Raw genomic sequence first — 17978 nt, 5'->3', positions numbered from 1 at the left:
CCGGCGGCGTGCCCCTTCGACGTGAGTCGGGTAACGGCGGTTCCGGGTACCGTGGGCCGGCAGGAACGGATCATGGGGCGGGGCAGCCCCGGACGTCGTTCTTTACGTTCCGTGGTATTTCGTAGGGTTGTGACGATCCGGGGGTGGCGCCGTGACGGCGGATGTTGATGTGGTGACCGAGGTCGCCTACGGGACCAGTGGCCGGCACATGGATGTCCATCGGCCCGCGCCCTCATCGTCATCGGCGTCGGCGTCGGCGTCGGCGTCGGCGGCACCCGTGGTGCTGCTCTGGCACGGCCGTGGCCCCGATGAACGGGACGTGCTCGCGCCGCTCGCCCGGAGCGCCGCCCGGCTCGGAGTCGTCGCCTTCGTACCGGACTGGCGTCCCGACGCTCCTGACGGCGGCCGGACGCAGCTGGCCGAGTCGGTGGCGTTCGTGCGCGCGAACGCGGCCCGCTTCGGCGGGGATGCCGAGCGGCTGGTCCTGGCGGGCTGGTCGCTGGGCGCCAACGCCGTGCTGGGCGTGGCCCTCAACCCCGCCGCGCTCGACGGCTGGCGGCCGCGCGCCGTCATGGGCATCGCCGGCGGCTACCGCTCCGCGGCGCCGACCACGGGCACCATTCCGATCGACGACGCGTCCCGGGCCGGTGACCCGGTGCCGCCGATTCCGGTCCACCTGGTGCACGGCACCGCCGATCCGATGGTGGACATCGAGCAGTCGCGTGAGCTGCGCGACGCACTGGAGGAACGCGGCTGGCCGGCGCCGCTCGAAGAGCTCGTGACCGACCACGCCGGCATCGTCATGACCGAGTACAGCGTGGAACACCAGCGCTGCCTGCCCAGTACGGCGGCCCACGCCGTCGACGCCGGGACGCGGACCGCCCACCTGCTGGCCCGCGCCGCCGGGATCGCCGGGATCGCCGTCGCCTGATCCCCTAACTCCCGGCCCTCGACTCCGGAGAGATGGTCAGGGGACCATCGTGAGCCCGGCGGCAGCACCGCCACGGCTCAGGACCATGGTGCGGATGTGATCGCGAGCCCTGAGGTAGTCGGCGCGGCGCGGGTTCTGGCGGAGCGCGTCGTTGAGGGTCACGACGCGGTACGGCGCGCCGAGGTCCATCAACTGCGGAATGAACTCGGCCTTGCGCACGGTCCACCGCTGTCCGGCCGTCGCGGGCGGAGCGAAGGTGAACCGGGCGATGGACCCCATGTTGCCGCGCGCGTCCTGCTTGTCGTCGTAGTTGAACATCTCCCCGGCGACCTGGTCGCCCATCCCGTAGACGACCCAGGTGCCGTTGACCTTCTCGTACGCCTGGGGAATGTGGGCATGGGTACCCAGGATCAGATCGATGTCCGGACGCCCGCCGGTCCGCGCCGCGGTGAGCTGCTTGGCAACGGTCAGCTGCATCTCGTCCGGCTCGTCCTGCCACTCGGTTCCCCAGTGCAGACTCACCAGCACCACGTCCGCCCCGGCCTTCCGGGCGGCCCGCGCGTCGGCGATGATCCGGTCGGGATCGATGAGGTTGACCGCCCACGGGTGCCCCTCGGGCTGCGGGAACCCGTTGGTGTCGTAGGTGTAGGCGAGCTGCGCGACGGTGGCGCTCCCCGCCTTGAGCAGCGCCGGCTTTCCGGCCTCGGCGGCGGTACGGGCCGAACCGGCGTGCCGGACACCGACCGCGTCCATGGCGTCGAGCGTGTGCTGCACCCCGTCCGCACCGTCGTCCAGCGTGTGGTTGGAGGCCGTGGAGCAGGAGTCGTAACCGGTGTCCTTGAGCGCCTGGGCGACCTGCGGCGGCGACTTGAACGTCGGATAGCCGGTGAAGGGACCGTCCTTCGCGCCGTACACCGTCTCCATATGACAGATCGCCAGATCCGCCTTGCTGACCACCGGCTTCACGCCCGCCAGCATCTTGTGGAAGTCGTAGCCGTGTCCTCCGGCGTCCGCCTGGGCCTGACGAATGATCACCGCATGGGGCAGCACGTCTCCGGAGGCGACGAGCGTGAACCCCTTCAGCTGCGAAGCAGCGCCGGACGAGCCCGCCTGCCCGACATCCCCCTTCGATACGGGCCCGGCCTGTGGCCCGGCGGCACCGCCACAGGCACTGACAGCAACGGTTCCGAGCAGAGCGGCGGCCACGGCCAGCGCCCCGTGTCGTGTGCGGATCGTCATCGACGCGACTCCATGATCAGGAAATCTGACTGTCGTTCGATCCCACCACGCAACCATGAGACCTGCGACAGCAGTCACCCCTGGGAGGCAACGACGTCAGCCCAACCGGGCTACCGGCGTTCCATGTGACGCCGCCTCAGCCGCCGGCGCCCGGCCAGTCCTCGAACCGGATCCGGGAGATCTCCAGGATCTCCCCGAGCGCACCCCACTCGTCCTTCCCCAACCGCGCGAGCGGCTGCAGCTTCCGCACCTCAGGATGCCCGTCGACCAGCACCGCCTCGGACACCGCCGCATGCACGACCCGCCCGAACACCACCGTCGAGTCCCCCATCCGCACCATGCTGTGCATCTCGCACTCCAACGCCACCGGCGACGCCGCCACCCGCGGCGGCTTCACCCGCAGACTCGGCTCCCGGGCGATCCCCACCGCATCGAACTCACTCACCCCGGCCGGAAAGTCCGTCGCCGTCGCATTGATCTGCTCGAAGAGGTGCTCCGGCGCGAAGTTCACGACGAACTCCCCCGTCCCCTCGATATTGCGCAACGAGTCCTTCCGCCCGACCGAGGTGAACTGCACGATCGGCGGACTGACACAGAACACGGTGAAAAAGCTGTGCGGGGCGAGGTTCGCAATAAAGCCGTCTGGGCTGATCGTCGACACCCAAGCGATGGGCCGAGGTACAACCACCGAGGTCAGGAGCTTGTAGAAGGCGGTCCGGTCCACGACTGCAGGATCAAAGTCGATGCGCATGCCAGCCAGTATCCACACAAGTCGGCCGTGAACCTTAACCCTGGATCACGGCGCGGCCAAGCCCCTGTGTTCGACGAAAAGTGCCCGGTGTCGGAACGACACGAGCACCCGGAGCCGAAGCGCTATGTCCACCTTGTCCCTATGGGACGACTTCGAGATCCCCCCGCAGGCCCGCAAGGGCGGCGTCACCCTCAACCTCTACGACCAGCTCTCCGCATACGTCCCCAAGCGCCCCGGGGCCTACCTCCGCATCTCCTCGGACCGCTTCGGCCTGGAGGCCGGCGTCGACCGCCAGAGCGAGGACGCCGCCGACACGCGCAAGCATCTGCGGTGGGGACCGTTCGCGAAGGTCTACAAGGAGAACGACACCTCGGGGTTCAAGAAGCGCAAGGTCGTGCGGGACGACGGAACGATCGACTGGATCGTCATCCGTCCCCAGTTCCGGCAGCTCCTGGCCGACCTCGCCAGCGGCCTCATCGACGGCGTGATCTTCTACGACCTGGACCGCCTAGTGCGCCAGCCCCGGGACCTGGAAGACCTCATCGACATCGTCGAATACGTCCACCGCCCCGTCATCGGCGCGACCGGCGGCCGGATGAACCTCATCAACGACTGGGACGGCTGGTCCCGGGTCCTGTTCGACGACGAGGGCCGCCCGCTGCTCGGAACGTGGGAGCCGATCGTCACACCCAAGGCCTGGTCCCAGGTCCAGTTCTAGCTACAGCTGCGTCGCCAGCGCCGCGGCATCCCCGCCGGCAAGAGCCGAAGCCCCTTCATCAGCACGTACCTACTTCCAGATGCTCGCCGGCACCAACCGCAAGATCTCCCTCCTGCACGAGGCCCTCGCCTCCGCAGAGAGGAAACCTGCCCCCCGAATCTCCCAGCAGGACCTCATCGAAGCCTGGCACAACGGCACGCTGCACCAACGTCGCGCGATACTCCGCCGGTACCTCCACGGCGTGGAAGTACGGCCACCCATCAAGGCGAACGTGTTCAACACCAGCCCCCTCGTGCCGCTGCGACCAGACCCCCGGGCCGTGGCCGACAGGCTCTGAACGCTGTTCGCCTGAGGGGCGGTTCCTCCTGACGGCTCCGCCCGCTGTCCGGTAGGCCGTGGGCATCCCGGCCGGTTCGACCGGCCACCACGGGCTTGGGCCGGTCGGCCTCCGGCAGGGACCTGCGGCCCCTCGCTCAGCCGTTGCACGGCCAGCACGCTGGAAGTACCGGCCTGCTGGGTCACGGCGATCTCGGTGAAGTGAATTCGCGGAACCGCCGTGCCGACTCCCGCAGACGCCAAGGAGGAGACAGCGTGATGAAACACAACCGGGTGACCGACGTGATGACGAGCGAAGTCGTCAGGGCGGTCTACAGCACACCGTTCAAGGTGGTCGCCGAGCGCCTTGTCCGGCACGGGGTCAGCGGGCTTCCCGTGGTCGATGACGATGAGAAGGTCATCGGCGTCATTTCCGAGACCGACCTGTTGGCGCGCCAGGCCGCCTCCCTGGACGACAGGGGACGCCGGCCGTTCGTGTGGTCCCTTTCCGCCCGCAGGGAGCAGGCCAAGGCCCGCGCCCGTACCGCGGGGGAGCTGATGTCCCAGCCGCCGGTCCTGGTGCACGCCGAGGAGTCGATCGCGGACGCCGCGCGCGTCATGGCGAAACACCGCGTCGAACGGCTGCCGGTGGTCGACGAGCAGGACCGGCTGGTCGGGATCGTCACCCGGCGCGATCTGCTGCAGATCTTCCTGCGACCGGACGACGAGATCCGCCAGGAAGTGATCGACGAGGTGGTGGTCAAGACCTTGTGGCTGGCTCCGCTGAGCATCGGCGTCGGCGTGCGCGACGGCGTCGTCACGCTGGAGGGCCGGCTGGAGCGGCGCAGCGAATGTGGGATCGCGATCCACCTGGCACGCCAGATCGACGGGGTGGTCGGGGTACTCGACAAGCTCAGTTTCGCACTGGACGACTCCCACCTGCGGCCTACCGAACAGTCGCTGCAGGGCGTTGCGGACGACTGGCTGAGGAAGCTGTGAGCCGACCCGTCATGACCGCGGAGACTGTGCGGAAGCCTTCATGACCGGCGAACGTGTGCTCGTCGCGTACGCGTCGAAGAACGGTTCGACTTCCGCCATCGCCGGGATGGTCGCCGAGGCCCTGCGGGAGCAGGGCCTCGCGGTGGAGGTACTGGCCGTATCCGAGGTGGACGGTGTCGGCTCCTACCACGCCGTGATCCTCGGCAGCGCCCTCTACGCCGGGAGATGGCGCCCGGAAGCGGTCCGCTTCGCCCGGCACCACCGGGCGGATCTGGCCGAGCGGCCCGTCTGGCTGTTCAGCAGCGGCCCGCTGGACGCCACGGCGGGCGAGCTCGTCCTGCCACCGGTGGCAGGTGTCCAGCGCATCGCCGACCGCCTCAAGGTCCGCGGGCACGTCACCTTCGGCGGCTGTCTGCAGGACGGTGCCAGGGGCTGGATCGCCCGCATGATCGTCAAGTCCGGCCGGGGCGGGGACTTCCGGGACCCCGAACGGATCCGGCTCTGGGCGCACGGGGTCGCGCGCGAACTGACCAGGGAACCCGCGACACCATGAACGGGCTGAGGGCCGCAGGGCCGGCGCCCGGAGTGAGATACGCGCGCTCACCCGGAGCGCGGCCCCGCCGCCGCGTGCCGAAGGACGCCGGGCCCGGAACCGAACCCGGTTCTGTCCCCGGTCGGCCGAACGGGTCCTCGGAGTAGGGACGTTCGGCCCGTTCGCCGGGACTGCGAGCCCCTGGGGTCCCGGCACCTGGGACGGCACATTGAGACCGGACGCGGTTGCCGCGTCACTCCTCCAAGTCCCGGAAGGGATGGCCATCATGGCAGTCCACGAGCACCCGCAGCAGCACACCGGGTTCCACCTGCCGTCACGCCACAGGGCCGGTGCGGCAGCGGTGTCCGGTACGTCGCCCGCACTGGCGGTCACGTCGACCGGCGCCCGCGTCCTCGCCGGGATCCGGGTCCTGACCGGGTTCATCTTCCTGTGGGCCTTCCTCGACAAGGCGTTCGGCTGGGGTTACGCGACCTCGTCGGGCAAGGGCTGGGTCGACGGCGGCTCACCGACGAAGGGCTTCCTAAGCGGGGTCTCCGCCGGCCCCATGGAGTCCACGTTCCATTCCTGGGCGGGCGCCGGCTGGGCGAACTGGCTGTTCATGCTCGGTCTGCTGAGCATCGGAGTGGCCCTGACGGCCGGGGTCGCACTGCGGTTCGCCGCCGTGGCGGGCACGGCCATGATGGGGCTGATGTGGATGGCGGAGTGGCCGCCGGCCCGGCATGCCTCCGACGGCTCGCTGAGCATGTCCAGCAACCCGCTCGTCGACTACCACCTGCTGTACGCGGCCGTCATGATCGCACTCGCCGTCGCCTCCGCCGGCACTGTCTGGGGCCTCGGCCGGATCTGGGCCCGCCTGCCGGTCGTCCGCGACCACCGCTGGCTGCTCTGACACCCGCCCGAGCCGGCCAGCCCGCCCCGGCCGGCCCGCCCCGGCCGCCCCACCCCGTCCGGCCCGCCGCGTCGCATGACGTGCCGGGCCGGACGGGCGTTGTCCCGACCGAACCAGGAGGCACCACCATGGCCGTACCTGAGACCGCCGGCCGCAGCGCCGGGCAGACACCTGTCCGTCCGGGACGGAACACCGCCACGGCCCCGGCCGCCATACTCGGACCGGCCCTGCGGTCGGTGCGGGCCGTGGTGTTCGACACCGACGGGGTGATCACCGATTCGGCCCGGGTGCACGCCGCCGCATGGCGGACCGCCTTCGACGCCTGCCTGCGGGCAGCGGGACACGACCGCCCGTTCGACCCGGTGGAGGACTATCGCCGCTATGTCGACGGCAGGAACCGGCTCGACGGCGCGGCCGCCTTCCTCGCCTCGCGCGACCTGCGGCTTCCCCTGGGCGACCCCGACGACCCGCCCGGAACGGGCACCGTGCAGGCGGTCGCCGCCCGCAAGGAGCAGCTGTTCACGCGGCAGTTGCGTGCGGGGGGCATCGCCGCCTGGCCGGGCACCGTACGGGTGCTGCACGCGCTGCACGCCGCCGGCGTCCCGTGCGCCGCGGTCTCCGCCTCCCGCCACGCGCCCGAACTCCTCGCGGGCGCGGGCGTACGGGAGTTGTTCCGGACCGTGGTGGACGGCAAGGAGGCGGCCCGGTTGAAGCTGGCGGGAAAACCCGACCCTGCACTGTTCCTGGAAGCCGCCCGGCGGCTGGGCGTACCCGCGGCGCAGGCGGCCGTGATCGAGGACGCTCTGGCCGGTGTGGAAGCGGGCCGCCGGGGCGGCTTCGGCCTGGTGGTCGGCGTGGACCGCACCGCAGGACCGACCAGCGCCACCGACCTGCGCGAGCACGGCGCGGGCATCGTCGTCCGCGACCTGGCCGAACTGCTGACCGGCGGGGAGAACTGACGATGTCCGACTGGACTTGGAGTTACGAGGGATACGACCCGGCACAGGAGCGGCTGCGCGAATCGCTGTGCACCCTCGGCAACGGCTACTTCGCCACCCGTGGCGCCGCGCCCGAGGCGACAGCGGGCACCGCGCACTATCCGGGTACCTACGCGGCCGGCTGCTACAACCGGCTGACGTCGACCGTAGCGGGACGGACGGTCGAGAACGAGGACATCGTCAACCTGCCGAACTGGTTGCCGCTGCGCTTCCGCGCCCGTGACACGACCTCCGACACGGATTCCGACAGCGATACCGCGCCCGGCCCCTGGCTCTCCCCGGACGACGGTTCAGTTCTGGAATACGGGCAGGTCCTGGATCTGCGTCGCGGCACCTTGACGCGACGGATGCGGCTGTCTGACGCGCAGGGTCGCCGGATCACCGTGGTGCAGTCCCGACTCGTGCACATGGGCGATCCGCATCTGGCCGCCCTGCGAACCGAGTTCACCGCCGAAGGCTGGGCGGGCGAGCTGGAGGTGGAATCCGCCCTCGACGGAGACATCACCAACTCGGGCGTCGAGCGCTACCACGATCTGAACGGCCGGCACCTCGACCGCTGGCATACCGGCACCACCGGGCCGAACACGGTGTGGCTGGAATGCCGCACCACCGCCTCCGACATCCTCATCGCGATGGCCGCCCGTACCCAGGTGACCGGGAGCATCCCCACCTCGGCACGGCTCGTCACCGGAGACCGCACCGCCACCCATGCGCTGACGCTGCCGATCGAGCCCGACAGCGCTGTCATCGTCGAGAAGACCGTCGCGCTGCACACCTCGCGCGACCCGGCGATCAGCGATCCGCTGCACGCGGCCATCGGCCGGGTACAGCAGGCCGGTGACTTCACCGCGTTGCTCGCGTCCCACGAAGCCGCGTGGGAGCGCCTGTGGCAGCGGGCGGAGCTGGAGGTGCCGGGCGAGGCCGGACGGGTACTGCGGCTGCATCTGTTCCATGTGCTGCAGACCCTCTCCCCGCACACGGCCGACCTCGATGTGGGCGTGCCGGCCCGCGGGTTGCACGGCGAGGCCTACCGCGGCCACGTGTTCTGGGACGAGTTGTTCGTCCTGCCCTTCCTGAACCTGCACCTTCCGGAGGTCTCCCGGGCTCTGCTCTCCTACCGCTACCGGCGCCTGGGGCAGGCGTGCCGGACGGCGTCCGCAGCCGGCCGGACCGGTGCCATGTATCCGTGGCAGAGCGGCAGCGACGGCCGCGAGGAGACCCAGACACTGCATCTGAACCCCCGCTCGGGGCGGTGGCTGCCCGACCACTCACGGCTCCAGCACCATGTCGGCTCGGCGATCGCCTACAACATCGTGCAGTACTGCGAGGCCAGCGGGGACACGGAGTTCCTGCACACGGCGGGCGCCGAGATGCTGCTGCAGATCGCCCGCTTCTGGGCGAACAGCGCGGTCTGGGACAAGGACTACGGCCGCTACCGGATCCGTGGTGTGGTCGGCCCGGACGAATACCACGACGCGTACCCCGGTGCCGCAGAGCCGGGTCTTGACGACAACGCCTACACCAATGTGACGGCCGCCTGGGTGCTGACCCGCGCTCTGGAACTCGCCGAGGGCCTGCCCGCCCCACGCCGGCAGGCGCTGTTCGAGCGCATCGGGCTGGACGCGGGAGAACTCAAACTCTGGGAGGACGTCTCGCACCGGCTGCGGGTGCCTTTCCACCGCGGGGTCATCAGCCAGTTCGAGGGCTACGGCGACCTCGCCGAACTGGACTGGGACGCCTACCGGGCCCGGCACGGCGACATCCGGCGCCTCGACCGGATCCTGGAGGCCGAGGGCGACACCGTCAACGCGTACCAGGCGTCGAAGCAGGCCGATGTGCTGATGCTCGGCTACCTCTTCTCCCCGGCCGAACTCACCACACTCTTCCGACGGCTCGGCTACGGCCTCGACGACGAGATGTGGCGCACGACCGTCGACCACTACCTGCGCAGAACGAGCCACGGTTCGACACTCAGCGGGCTGGTCCACGGATGGGTACTGGCCCGCGCCCGCCGCGCCGGAGCCTGGAAGTACTGCCAGGAAGCGCTCACCGGAGACGTGGCCGACCTTCAGGGCGGCACCACCGCCGAGGGCATCCACCTGGGCGCCATGGCCGGCACGCTCGACCTCGTCCAGCGCGGCCTGACCGGTCTGGAGGTCCGCGGGGACGAGCTGTCGCTCGACCCGGCGCCGCTTCCCGAGCTGTCGGAATACGGCCTCTCCATCCGCTACCGCGGTCACCGGGGTATCGGACTGACCCTGCACGCCGGGAACCTGAGCATCAGCGTTCCGCCCTCCGACGAGCCGCCCGTCCGGATCCGGCTCGCGGGCCGCTCCCTCACCCTCGCCCCGGGCACCTCCCGCATTCTCCCCCTCTCCGACTGACCGTTTTCGGGACCCCGGACCTCGCCGTGAACCAGGACGTCGGCGGGGAACCGGCGGAGCGGAAGAAGACCGCGCCGGCCGACGCGCTGCATCCGTGGCGGGAGAAGTTCCCCGGCGTGGAGGTCTCTGCACAGGCGGTGACCCCACGCCGCCGTTCCGGTCGCCGTCGTCCCGCACGACTGAGCACGACTGAGCACGACTGAGCACGTCCGCCCGGTGGTGCCCAGGGCCATGTGGCCCTGGTGCGGGACGTGCGGCCCTATCGTGTGAGGGCGTCATGAGGAAGCATGGGCAGTGGGCGACTGTGCACAACGCTTCTGGCCCGACCGGGAGACCGTTCCCGGTCCCTGGCCCGACTCGCACTCGTGGTTGCACAGCGCCCATATCACCGCACGGGGGCCGATCGGCCCGCCATGATCACATGGGCGGTATTGAGGACGGAACGATGCACCGGCACAACGGATTTCGGGAGCTGGATCGCGGGGAGAGCCTGCGTTTGCTGTCTCTGGTGACGATCGGCCGGGTCATCTACACCGAGGATGCCCTGCCCACCGTTCTGCCGGTGCACTTCCTCCTGGACCCGGACGGTGCCGTGCTGTTCCAGGCGTCCGCCGCATCGCACATGGCCCGCGCGGTGCGGGGTGCGGTGGTCGCGTTCGAGGCGGACCACTTCGACGAGGCGGGCCACACCGGATGGAGTGTGGTGGTCACCGGCCGGGCTTCCGTGGTCACCAACCCGGTGAAGGAAGCGCGGTTGAGGTCGAGCGGTCCGCGGCCATGGCTGGAGACGGATGACGGAGTCTTCATCCATGTCGAAGCCGAACTCGTCGCAGGGCGCGTCGTGGACGGAAATGGCTACGTTCCGGCAGAGCGGGTCCAGTTGTCTCCCGCCGATATGCCCTGACGGAGGCGAGCGCCGACAGGAAGCCGGTCGAGATCGGCTATTCCGCCTTCACCGGCACCTGCCAGACGAGGGTCGTCCCGCCGTCCGGCGGGCAGACCAACTCCATGTCCCCGCCCAGCTGCAGCGCGCGCTCCCGCATGTTCCGCAGGCCGTTGCCGATCCGTTCCGCCGGGAGCCCGACGCCGTTGTCGGTCGTCGTGAGGACGACCTGCCGGCCGTCGGTCTCCAGGGCCACCTGCACGCGGGTGGCGTGGGCGTGCTTCGCGACGTTGCTGAGCGACTCGGCCAGCACCGCCATCACATGGTCGGCGACCTCCCGCGGCACCTGGGTGTCCAGCAGCCCCTCCATCCGCACGCTCGGCGTGAAGCCGAGTGTCGCGAAGGCGTCGGATGCGGCACGCACCGTACGGGCCCGGAGGGTGTGTTCGGCGCCGGTCTCACGGGACCGCAGACCGAAGATGGTCGATCGGATGATCTTGATGGTCTCGTCCAGATCGTCGACAGCGCGCCGGACCCGCTCCGAGGCCTCGGGGTGCTCGATGAAGCGGCCCGCGCTCTGCAGCGTCATCCCGGTGGCGAAGAGGCGCTGGATCGCGAGGTCGTGCAGATCGCGGGCGATCCGGTCCCGGTCCTCCAGCAGCGCGATCTGCTCGGCGCCGGCACGCCGTTCGGCCAGCTCCATCGCCACCGCCGCCTGCCCGGCGAACCCTTGCAGCGGCTCGATCTCCTCATCGGTGAAGGCCGTCCCGCCGGCCGCGCGGACCAACAGCAGTACGCCACGCGGGCCGTCACCCGTACCGATGGGGACCGCGACCGCGGCCTCCAGCCGGTCATTGCGCGGCCCGTCCGCGCGGACCGACTCGTCCAGGTTGATGTTTTCGCTGGTCACGGGCTTCCCGGAGGAGAAGGCGGAACCCACGAGGCTGCCCTCGACCGGCACGACCAGACCGCGCAGCGCGGGCGCGTCCCGCCCGATGACGAGTTCGACGGAGAGCGCCGCCGCGTCGTCGACGGGCAGCGCGACGAGGGCCAGCTCCGCACCGGTGATCTCGCGGGCGCGATCGGCGATGAGGCTGATGACCGCGCTGCGCGGACTGCCGGCCATGAGCGTGTGGGTGATCTCCGCGTTGGCCTGGAGCCACCGCTCGCGCCGCCTGGACTCCTCGTACAGCCGCGCGTTGTCGATCGCCACCCCGGCGGCCACAGCCAGCGTGGCCAGGACGGACTCGTCCTCGGCGTCGAACTGCCCACCGCCGCGCTTCTCCGTCAGATACAGGTTGCCGAAGACGTGGTCGCGCACCCGGATCGGTACCCCCAGGAAGGAGTCCATCGGCGGGTGGTTCGGCGGAAAACCGTACGAGGAGGGGTGATCGGAGATCCGCGGCAGCCGCAACGGGTGCGGATCACGGATCAGGACACCCAGGATTCCGTGCCCCGACGGGTAGGCGCCGATCGCCGTGATCTGCTCGGGCGTGAAACCGACCGTCAGGAACTCGCCCAGCCGCTCGCCGTCCGGCCCGATCACGCCCAGCGCCGCGTACTCGGCCTTCACCAGCACGGCCGCCGCCTCGACGATATTGCGCAGCACCTGCTCCAGATCCAGCTCACGCCCGACGGAGAGCACCGCCTCCAGCAGGCCGCGGACCTGGTCCCGGGTGCCGCGCGCCGCGTCCAGCCGGGTCTGCAGTTCCCCCAGAAGCTCATCGAGCCGCACCTGCGGAGACTGCCCGAGGCCCTCGTCGACGTTACCCACCGATATGCCTCCAGGTGCATGGCGAGAGGACGGAGGCCTACCTTCCCAGCCCCTTCCACCGTACTCGCCCCCGTGCGCCGCAAGGCCGCCCGCGGGCGCCAGCTTCTGTGCCAGGGCTCCGAAGGGCGGAGAATGGGAGGTGTGCGGTGGCGGTGATGCCAGGGGATCAGGGCCACCTGGCCCTGGTACCGCCGTGTGGGGAGCCGCAGACTGATCGGTGAGCGCGGTTCGGGACCTGTCCGCTGGACGGAGCATCCCGGCGCAGGATTCAGGAGTTCTTGATGTCCGACAGCGACCCTCCCACTCCCGCGGCCGGGATCACGGTCTTCCTCCTCGACGACCACGAAGTGGTGCGGCGGGGGGTGCGTGACCTGCTGGACGACGAACCGGACATCACAGTGATCGGCGAGGCCGGCACCGTGGAGCAAGCCCTCATCCGTATTCCCGCGCTGCGCCCGCGGGTCGCTGTGCTGGATGTGCGGCTGCCGGACGGTGACGGAGTGACGGTCTGCCGGGAACTGCGCTCCCGGATGCCCGATCTTGCCTGCCTGATGCTCACGTCCTTCGACGACGAGGAGGCGCTCCTCGACGCGATCATGGCCGGCGCCTCGGGGTTCGTGCTGAAACAGATCCGCGGCTCCGACCTGGTCTCGGCCGTCCGCACCGTCGCCTCCGGACAGTCGACGCTCGACCCCAGCGCGGCGGCCAGGCTGATGGCCAAGCTGCGCGGCGCGGAGGAACCGGCACCGGAAGCGGTCGCACTGCCCAGCCTGACGGAACGGGAGCGGGAGATCCTGGCGCTGGTCGGCGAGGGACTGACCAACCGGCAGATCGGACAGCGGCTCTACCTCGCGGAGAAGACCGTCAAGAACCACATCTCCCGGCTGCTCGCCAAGCTGGGGGTGGAACGGCGCGTCCAGGCCGCAGTGATCGCGACCCAGGCCCAGGACCGCCTGAACCAGGAAGGCCAACACGGCGCCGGACACCGGCGGTGACCCCCGCGAAGCGGAGGAGATCATGACTATTGCGTGTGTAGTGGCCGCGGTCGACGGTTCGCCGGAGAGTCTGCGAGCCGTTGACTGGGCGGCCGACGACGCCTTCCGCCGCGGGCTGGGGCTGCGCTTGGTCCACGCCTGTCTGTGGGAGCGCTACGAACAGGAAACCCTGGACGACAGCGAACTCGCTCCGGAGCGCAAAGCGGTGCAGGAGATCCTGGACTCCGCGGGTGAGCGGGCGGTGAAGCGCCGGCCCGGGGTGCCGGTGGAAACCGAGCTGCTCGCCGAGGACGTCCTGTCCGCGCTGCTGGGCCTGCAGCGCCATTCACCGCTGCTGGTGCTGGGGACCCGTGGCCACGGCGGGTTCCCGGGACTGCTCCTCGGCTCGGTGGCCCTGCGGGTCACCGCCCGGGCCGCGTACCCCGTGGTGGTGGTACGCGGTGAAGGAGCACCTGCGGAGCCAGGGCACCGTCGGGTCGTGCTGGGTGTGGGGCCGCACGATGTTTCGGCGGCGGTGGATCTGGCGGTCGAGGAGGCGGTGGCGGGCCACGCCGACCTGGAGCTCGTCCACGCCTGGCATCCGGACGTCGACCTGTCGGGGATGTCCGTCCTCATGGACGTCGGCGCGGCGTCCGACCGGGCCCGGTCCCTGCTGAACGCGGTGCGACTTCCGGACCTGGGGGACACCGAGGTCGAGGTGCGGCGCAAGGCCGAGCAGGCCAGGCCGGCGCCCGCTCTGCTGCGGGCAGCTGCCGGGGCGGACCTCCTCGTGGTCGGCGCACACCGCCGGCGCGGCCACCCGGGCCTGCAACTGGGTTCGGTGAACCACGCCATGCTGCACCACGCCCCATGCCCGGTGGCCGTGGTGCCCACCCTTTGAGCCCGCCGGATCGCCAAGAGGCGGTGCGCGCCCGGATGAGCAGCGGACCGTCACCCTCCGTGGTCGGCCGGCAGCGTACCCGGGCCACCCTGCCGGCAGCTGAGGACGTTCGGCCCCTGCCCGCGTCCGCCCGCCCGGGGTGAGGATGAGAGGGCAGGCAGGCCTGATGGACAACCACAGCGGCGAAGCGACCACCGCCTGCACCACGTCGGATCCCGCGTAGCCGCGGAAACGGACAGTGCGATGTCCACGACCCACTACCTTCTCGACACCCTCACCACCGCACACCGTGACCGACTGCTGGCGCTGTCCGCACCGGTCTCCTTTCCCACCGGCGCACGCATCTTCGAAGCGGACCGAGCCGCCGAACGCTTCTGGGTCCTGGACCGCGGCGAGGTGGCCCTGGACCTGCACGTTCCCGGGCGCCGGGCCGTCGTGGTGCAAACCCTCTCCGCAGGCGAACTCCTCGGCTGGTCCTGGCTGTTCCCGCCGTTCCGGTGGCAGCTCGGAGCCCAGGCCCGCACCGCCGTGCAGGCCACGGAGTTCCCGGCGGCGGCGGTTCGTGACCTGTGTTCGGCCGATCCCGGACTGGGACAGGAATTCGTGCTGCTCTGCGCGGCGGTCATCGGGAGCCGGCTGCACAACACGCGCACCCGGCTGCTCGATCTGTACGGCCCCTTCGGCGTGAACCGCGGCGCCTCCGTATCAGTGGGCGGCCCGGAGGACGACGGCTGACGCCGCCGCCCGGAGCACCGACCGACATCAAAAGGGAAGCGATTGGCCATGAACCAGCAGACGAGAACAGACGCCGCTTCCGTCCGGCCACGGCCTGTCGGAGACATGGGACGGCGGCTGGCATCGCGCCGCGAGCAACTGGGCCTCACCCGCGAACAGGTGGCCGACCAGGCGGGTATGGCCACGCCCTACTTGGAGTATCTGGAACAGCAGCCGACCGCCGTCCCCAGCGCGGTCCTCCTGCTGAGCCTCGCCGACGCGCTGCAGACCACGGTCTCCGAGCTGCGCGGAGGCGGCACGGATCTGCCGCCCGGCCTCGGAAAGGCGGCCCGCCATCCGGAACTGGTGGAGATGACGCCGGAAGAATGCCGGGCCCGGCTGTCCACGCACGGGGTGGGACGTGTTGCCGTGACCGGCGACGGCGGTCCCGCCATCGTCCCCGTCAACTACCAGATGACGGACGGGTCGCCGGCCTTCAGAACGTCGCCGGGATCCGCTCCCGCCCTGTCGATCGGGACCCGGGTCGCCTTCGAGGTGGATCACATCGACGAGGCGCTGAGCCAGGGATGGAGCGTGCTCGTGGTCGGCAGCGCCGAACACGTCACGGATCCCGACACCGTCCGGCAGCTCATCGAACGGACCCACAGCGGCCCATGGGCAGGCGGGGACCGCGCATGGTGGGTGCGGATCGACCCGGACCGGATCACCGGACGCCGGATTCACGTCCGCTGACCCGTCGGTCACCCGACGCATCGTCACGCACGACGAGGGCCGTTCGGCCCCCCGGATGTCCCTCATCGGCCCAAGAGGCGGGGCCGCACCGCATCGCAGAGTAGGAGCAACACCGGTTCGGCGCTTGCGGAGGAGAGGGATATGCCTGGCACCAGCTCACCGACCCACCAGGACGGCTGCCTTGACGATGCCGAAGATCCACGAGGGCGGGGAGCTGGGCTACTCGCTCGCGCACGCCTACGGCGCCGCGCCTGCATCTGAACAGCCGCACCGAACGCTGAGCCGAGGGAGACCCCACGATGCTGATGGCCCACCCCGCCGTACTGCGGAACCTGCTGGAACGCTACGACGCCCTGCAGTTACAGGCCCGAACCGACGCCGTCGACCCGTATGTCCACCGACAGCTCCAGGACGTCGCCTACACGTTGTGCGTCTCCACCGGCACCCGGGACATCGGGGCGGCGCTCATCGCCGCCCGCGAGCAGACCCGGCCGATCCCCACCGATCCCCGCACGCCCACCGTGGTCGGTTAGGGCCTGTCCGGCCGAGCCGCACCCCGCACTCCCCCGCACGCAGACCGCGGCCGGCCCACGTGGGCCGGCCGCCTCGATCCCAGGAGCTCGACAATGCCGCAGCAGACCCCGGAACCCGCACGACGTGTGGTCGTCGGAATCGATGGATCGGAGTGCTCCAAGTCGGCGCTGAAATGGGCGATGACCTACGCACGGCTGACCGGCTCCAGCGTTGAGGCGATCACCACCTGGCAGAACCCCGACACCTACGTCTACAGCTACGGCTGGTCGCCCGGTGCGATCGATACCAGTGAGATCGCAGCGGGTATCCGCAAGAACCTCGACGCAGCCATCGCCGACGTCTCCGGGCACCTCGACCACCCCGTCGAGGTACTCGCGCGAGTGGTGCAGGGGCATCCGGCAGAGGTGCTCCTGGAGGCCGCGGCCGGGGCACAGCTGCTGACCGTGGGCAGCCGGGGACACGGCACCTTCGCCGGAATCCTCCTCGGCTCGGTCAGCCAGCACTGCGTCCAGCACGCACCGTGCCCGGTCGTCGTTATTCCTGAGTGACGTGCCGCCGGCCACCCGCTCCGGACAGCCACTGAGTTGAGGGAGCTGTTCGGTGGGACCCTCGGCCAGTTCCACTGGGAGAGCGCCCGGCGGGGATCCCGCCGGGCGCTCTCCTACCCTCCGCCGGTCCGGCAACCGGACCGGCGAAGGGCCTCAGCGCTGGATCGCCGCAGTCGTCCCGGCCGTGATCCGGCCGCTCGCGTCCGGTGCATCGCTGGGGACGATGACAGTTCCGGCGCCGCCGGCGAGGACCGCGGCAGCGTCGTCGAGCGATCCGATGGCGGCCGGTCGGCCGGTGGTTCCGACGAAGTGGGCGCAAGCCGCGATCTTGGGTCCCATGGAGCCTGCGGGGAAGTGCAGTGCTTCCCAACCGTCCAGGGCCAGCCGGCGCAGCGGGGTGGCCTCAGGGGTGCCGAAGCCTTCCATCACCGCGGGCACGTCCGTCAGGATCAGCAGCCGGTCGGCCTTGACGGCCACCGCGAGTAGAGCGGCCGTAGCGTCCTTGTCGACGACCGCCTCGGCGCCCTGCAGCTGACCGGCACCGTCCTCGGTGACCGGGATTCCGCCGCCTCCCCCGCAGATGACGAGTGCTTCGTGGTCGAGCAGCCGGTCGATCGACTCCTGCTCGACGATCCGCAGAGGTTCGGGTGAGGCGACGACCCGGCGCCATCGGTCGCCGTCGACAGCGATCGTCCAGCCGTGCCGGTCGGCGAGCCGTTGGGCCTGCCCGTGTGGGTATCCCGGGCCGACGAACTTCGTCGGGGCCGCGAAGGCGGGATCCGACGCGTCGACGAGCGTCTGGGTGACCAGGCTCATGACGGGCTTGGTCACTCCCGCGTTGCGCAGCGACTGGGCCAGCCAGTAGCCGATCATGCCCTGGGTCTGCGCGACCAGCGCGTCGAACGGGTACGGGTGGGTCAGTTCGCGGTCGTTCTCGCTCTCCAGGGAGAGCATCCCGACCTGGGGACCGTTGCCGTGGCAGATGATCAGCTGGTGGTGCAGTGCCAGTGGTGCGAGGGCCTGGGCGGCGGCACGGATGTGGTCGACCTGCACGGTGGCGTCGGGCCTCTCACCGCGCCGCAGCAGTGCGTTGCCGCCGATCGCGACCACGATGCGCATC

General features: G+C 70.5%; 19 protein-coding genes. 15 read left to right on the top strand and 4 right to left on the bottom strand.

What is annotated here, in order from left to right; genetic code table 11:
* Positions 1 to 151: 151 nt before the first annotated feature.
* Positions 152 to 931 (top strand): alpha/beta hydrolase, encoded by a 780-nt coding sequence (locus tag LNW73_RS30570; RefSeq protein ID WP_250992145.1) that lies wholly within the window; start codon positions 152 to 154, stop codon positions 929 to 931.
* A gap of 36 nt (positions 932 to 967) precedes the next feature.
* On the opposite strand, the gene LNW73_RS30565 is transcribed toward LNW73_RS30570, so the two are convergent.
* Positions 968 to 2170, bottom strand: a complete 1203-nt coding sequence (locus LNW73_RS30565; RefSeq protein ID WP_250992144.1) for a CapA family protein — start codon at positions 2168 to 2170, stop codon at positions 968 to 970.
* A gap of 136 nt (positions 2171 to 2306) precedes the next feature.
* Positions 2307 to 2921 (bottom strand): flavin reductase family protein, encoded by a 615-nt coding sequence (locus LNW73_RS30560; protein ID WP_250992143.1) that lies wholly within the window; start codon positions 2919 to 2921, stop codon positions 2307 to 2309.
* A 124-nt stretch (positions 2922 to 3045) separates the two neighbouring features.
* Between LNW73_RS30560 and LNW73_RS30555 the strand changes: the two genes are divergently transcribed.
* The 8 genes from LNW73_RS30555 (at position 3046) to LNW73_RS30520 (ending at position 10681) form a co-directional block, all read left to right on the top strand.
* A complete protein-coding gene (locus LNW73_RS30555) occupies positions 3046 to 3639 on the top strand; it encodes a recombinase family protein (protein WP_250992142.1) in 594 nt (197 codons plus the stop codon).
* Positions 3640 to 3718: 79 nt separating this feature from the next.
* Positions 3719 to 3976, top strand: coding sequence for a hypothetical protein (locus tag LNW73_RS30550; protein WP_250992141.1), 258 nt, complete (start codon positions 3719 to 3721; stop codon positions 3974 to 3976).
* A 257-nt stretch (positions 3977 to 4233) separates the two neighbouring features.
* Entirely contained in the window at positions 4234 to 4953 is a 720-nt protein-coding gene (locus tag LNW73_RS30545) for a CBS domain-containing protein (RefSeq protein ID WP_250993086.1), read from the top strand.
* Between the two features lie 40 nt (positions 4954 to 4993).
* Positions 4994 to 5506 (top strand): flavodoxin domain-containing protein, encoded by a 513-nt coding sequence (locus tag LNW73_RS30540; RefSeq protein ID WP_250992140.1) that lies wholly within the window; start codon positions 4994 to 4996, stop codon positions 5504 to 5506.
* Positions 5507 to 5771: 265 nt separating this feature from the next.
* Positions 5772 to 6395 carry a hypothetical protein gene (locus LNW73_RS30535; RefSeq protein WP_250974479.1) on the top strand — a complete coding sequence of 208 codons (624 nt, stop codon included), beginning with the start codon at positions 5772 to 5774 and terminating at the stop codon, positions 6393 to 6395.
* A 128-nt stretch (positions 6396 to 6523) separates the two neighbouring features.
* A complete protein-coding gene (locus LNW73_RS30530; protein ID WP_250992139.1) occupies positions 6524 to 7354 on the top strand; it encodes an HAD family hydrolase in 831 nt (276 codons plus the stop codon).
* Positions 7355 to 7356: 2 nt separating this feature from the next.
* The gene (locus LNW73_RS30525; RefSeq protein WP_250992138.1) at positions 7357 to 9777 is read left to right on the top strand and encodes a glycoside hydrolase family 65 protein; all 2421 of its coding nucleotides are present in this window, start codon (positions 7357 to 7359) and stop codon (positions 9775 to 9777) included.
* A gap of 445 nt (positions 9778 to 10222) precedes the next feature.
* Positions 10223 to 10681, top strand: coding sequence for a pyridoxamine 5'-phosphate oxidase family protein (locus LNW73_RS30520; protein WP_250992137.1), 459 nt, complete (start codon positions 10223 to 10225; stop codon positions 10679 to 10681).
* Positions 10682 to 10718: 37 nt separating this feature from the next.
* Here LNW73_RS30520 and LNW73_RS30515 read toward each other — a convergent pair whose 3' ends face one another.
* The gene (locus LNW73_RS30515; RefSeq protein ID WP_250992136.1) at positions 10719 to 12434 is read right to left on the bottom strand and encodes a sensor histidine kinase; all 1716 of its coding nucleotides are present in this window, start codon (positions 12432 to 12434) and stop codon (positions 10719 to 10721) included.
* A gap of 281 nt (positions 12435 to 12715) precedes the next feature.
* On the opposite strand from LNW73_RS30515, the gene LNW73_RS30510 reads away from it, so the two are divergent.
* The 6 genes from LNW73_RS30510 to LNW73_RS30485 all read left to right on the top strand — a co-directional run bounded on the left by LNW73_RS30510 (position 12716) and on the right by LNW73_RS30485 (position 16858).
* Complete coding sequence (locus tag LNW73_RS30510) at positions 12716 to 13429, top strand: response regulator (RefSeq protein ID WP_250974483.1); 714 nt, start codon at positions 12716 to 12718, stop codon at positions 13427 to 13429.
* Positions 13430 to 13451: 22 nt separating this feature from the next.
* Complete coding sequence (locus LNW73_RS30505) at positions 13452 to 14309, top strand: universal stress protein (protein ID WP_250992135.1); 858 nt, start codon at positions 13452 to 13454, stop codon at positions 14307 to 14309.
* A 243-nt stretch (positions 14310 to 14552) separates the two neighbouring features.
* Entirely contained in the window at positions 14553 to 15044 is a 492-nt protein-coding gene (locus LNW73_RS30500) for a Crp/Fnr family transcriptional regulator (protein ID WP_250992134.1), read from the top strand.
* A gap of 105 nt (positions 15045 to 15149) precedes the next feature.
* Complete coding sequence (locus LNW73_RS30495) at positions 15150 to 15776, top strand: helix-turn-helix domain-containing protein (protein WP_308407749.1); 627 nt, start codon at positions 15150 to 15152, stop codon at positions 15774 to 15776.
* A 299-nt stretch (positions 15777 to 16075) separates the two neighbouring features.
* A complete protein-coding gene (locus LNW73_RS30490; protein ID WP_250992132.1) occupies positions 16076 to 16309 on the top strand; it encodes a DUF5133 domain-containing protein in 234 nt (77 codons plus the stop codon).
* A 93-nt stretch (positions 16310 to 16402) separates the two neighbouring features.
* Positions 16403 to 16858: a universal stress protein gene (locus tag LNW73_RS30485; protein WP_250992131.1), complete on the top strand. Its 456-nt coding sequence runs from the start codon at positions 16403 to 16405 to the stop codon at positions 16856 to 16858.
* 153 nt (positions 16859 to 17011) lie between these two features.
* On the opposite strand, the gene LNW73_RS30480 is transcribed toward LNW73_RS30485, so the two are convergent.
* The gene (locus LNW73_RS30480) at positions 17012 to 17977 is read right to left on the bottom strand and encodes a carbamate kinase (protein WP_250992130.1); all 966 of its coding nucleotides are present in this window, start codon (positions 17975 to 17977) and stop codon (positions 17012 to 17014) included.
* Position 17978: the final 1 nt, after the last annotated feature.

It is taken from the genome of Streptomyces sp. RKAG337 (assembly GCF_023701715.1).
Taxonomy (GTDB): domain Bacteria; phylum Actinomycetota; class Actinomycetes; order Streptomycetales; family Streptomycetaceae; genus Actinacidiphila.
The sequence above is the reverse complement of the archived record's forward strand: the minus strand, read 5'-3'. Positions and strand labels throughout refer to the sequence as shown.

Bases quoted from the DNA above. Each gene is read 5' to 3' on its own strand.
- LNW73_RS30565 (WP_250992144.1), bottom strand. From the start codon at position 2,170: ATGACGATCCGCACACGACACGGGGCGCTGGCCGTGGCCGCCGCTCTG.
- LNW73_RS30560 (WP_250992143.1), bottom strand. From the start codon at position 2,921: ATGCGCATCGACTTTGATCCTGCAGTCGTGGACCGGACCGCCTTCTAC.
- LNW73_RS30555 (WP_250992142.1), top strand. From the start codon at position 3,046: ATGTCCACCTTGTCCCTATGGGACGACTTCGAGATCCCCCCGCAGGCC.
- LNW73_RS30550 (WP_250992141.1), top strand. From the start codon at position 3,719: ATGCTCGCCGGCACCAACCGCAAGATCTCCCTCCTGCACGAGGCCCTC.
- LNW73_RS30545 (WP_250993086.1), top strand. From the start codon at position 4,234: ATGAAACACAACCGGGTGACCGACGTGATGACGAGCGAAGTCGTCAGG.
- LNW73_RS30540 (WP_250992140.1), top strand. From the start codon at position 4,994: ATGACCGGCGAACGTGTGCTCGTCGCGTACGCGTCGAAGAACGGTTCG.
- LNW73_RS30535 (WP_250974479.1), top strand. From the start codon at position 5,772: ATGGCAGTCCACGAGCACCCGCAGCAGCACACCGGGTTCCACCTGCCG.
- LNW73_RS30530 (WP_250992139.1), top strand. From the start codon at position 6,524: ATGGCCGTACCTGAGACCGCCGGCCGCAGCGCCGGGCAGACACCTGTC.
- LNW73_RS30525 (WP_250992138.1), top strand. From the start codon at position 7,357: ATGTCCGACTGGACTTGGAGTTACGAGGGATACGACCCGGCACAGGAG.
- LNW73_RS30520 (WP_250992137.1), top strand. From the start codon at position 10,223: ATGCACCGGCACAACGGATTTCGGGAGCTGGATCGCGGGGAGAGCCTG.
- LNW73_RS30510 (WP_250974483.1), top strand. From the start codon at position 12,716: ATGTCCGACAGCGACCCTCCCACTCCCGCGGCCGGGATCACGGTCTTC.
- LNW73_RS30505 (WP_250992135.1), top strand. From the start codon at position 13,452: ATGACTATTGCGTGTGTAGTGGCCGCGGTCGACGGTTCGCCGGAGAGT.
- LNW73_RS30500 (WP_250992134.1), top strand. From the start codon at position 14,553: ATGTCCACGACCCACTACCTTCTCGACACCCTCACCACCGCACACCGT.
- LNW73_RS30495 (WP_308407749.1), top strand. From the start codon at position 15,150: ATGGGACGGCGGCTGGCATCGCGCCGCGAGCAACTGGGCCTCACCCGC.
- LNW73_RS30490 (WP_250992132.1), top strand. From the start codon at position 16,076: ATGCTGATGGCCCACCCCGCCGTACTGCGGAACCTGCTGGAACGCTAC.
- LNW73_RS30485 (WP_250992131.1), top strand. From the start codon at position 16,403: ATGCCGCAGCAGACCCCGGAACCCGCACGACGTGTGGTCGTCGGAATC.
- LNW73_RS30480 (WP_250992130.1), bottom strand. From the start codon at position 17,977: ATGCGCATCGTGGTCGCGATCGGCGGCAACGCACTGCTGCGGCGCGGT.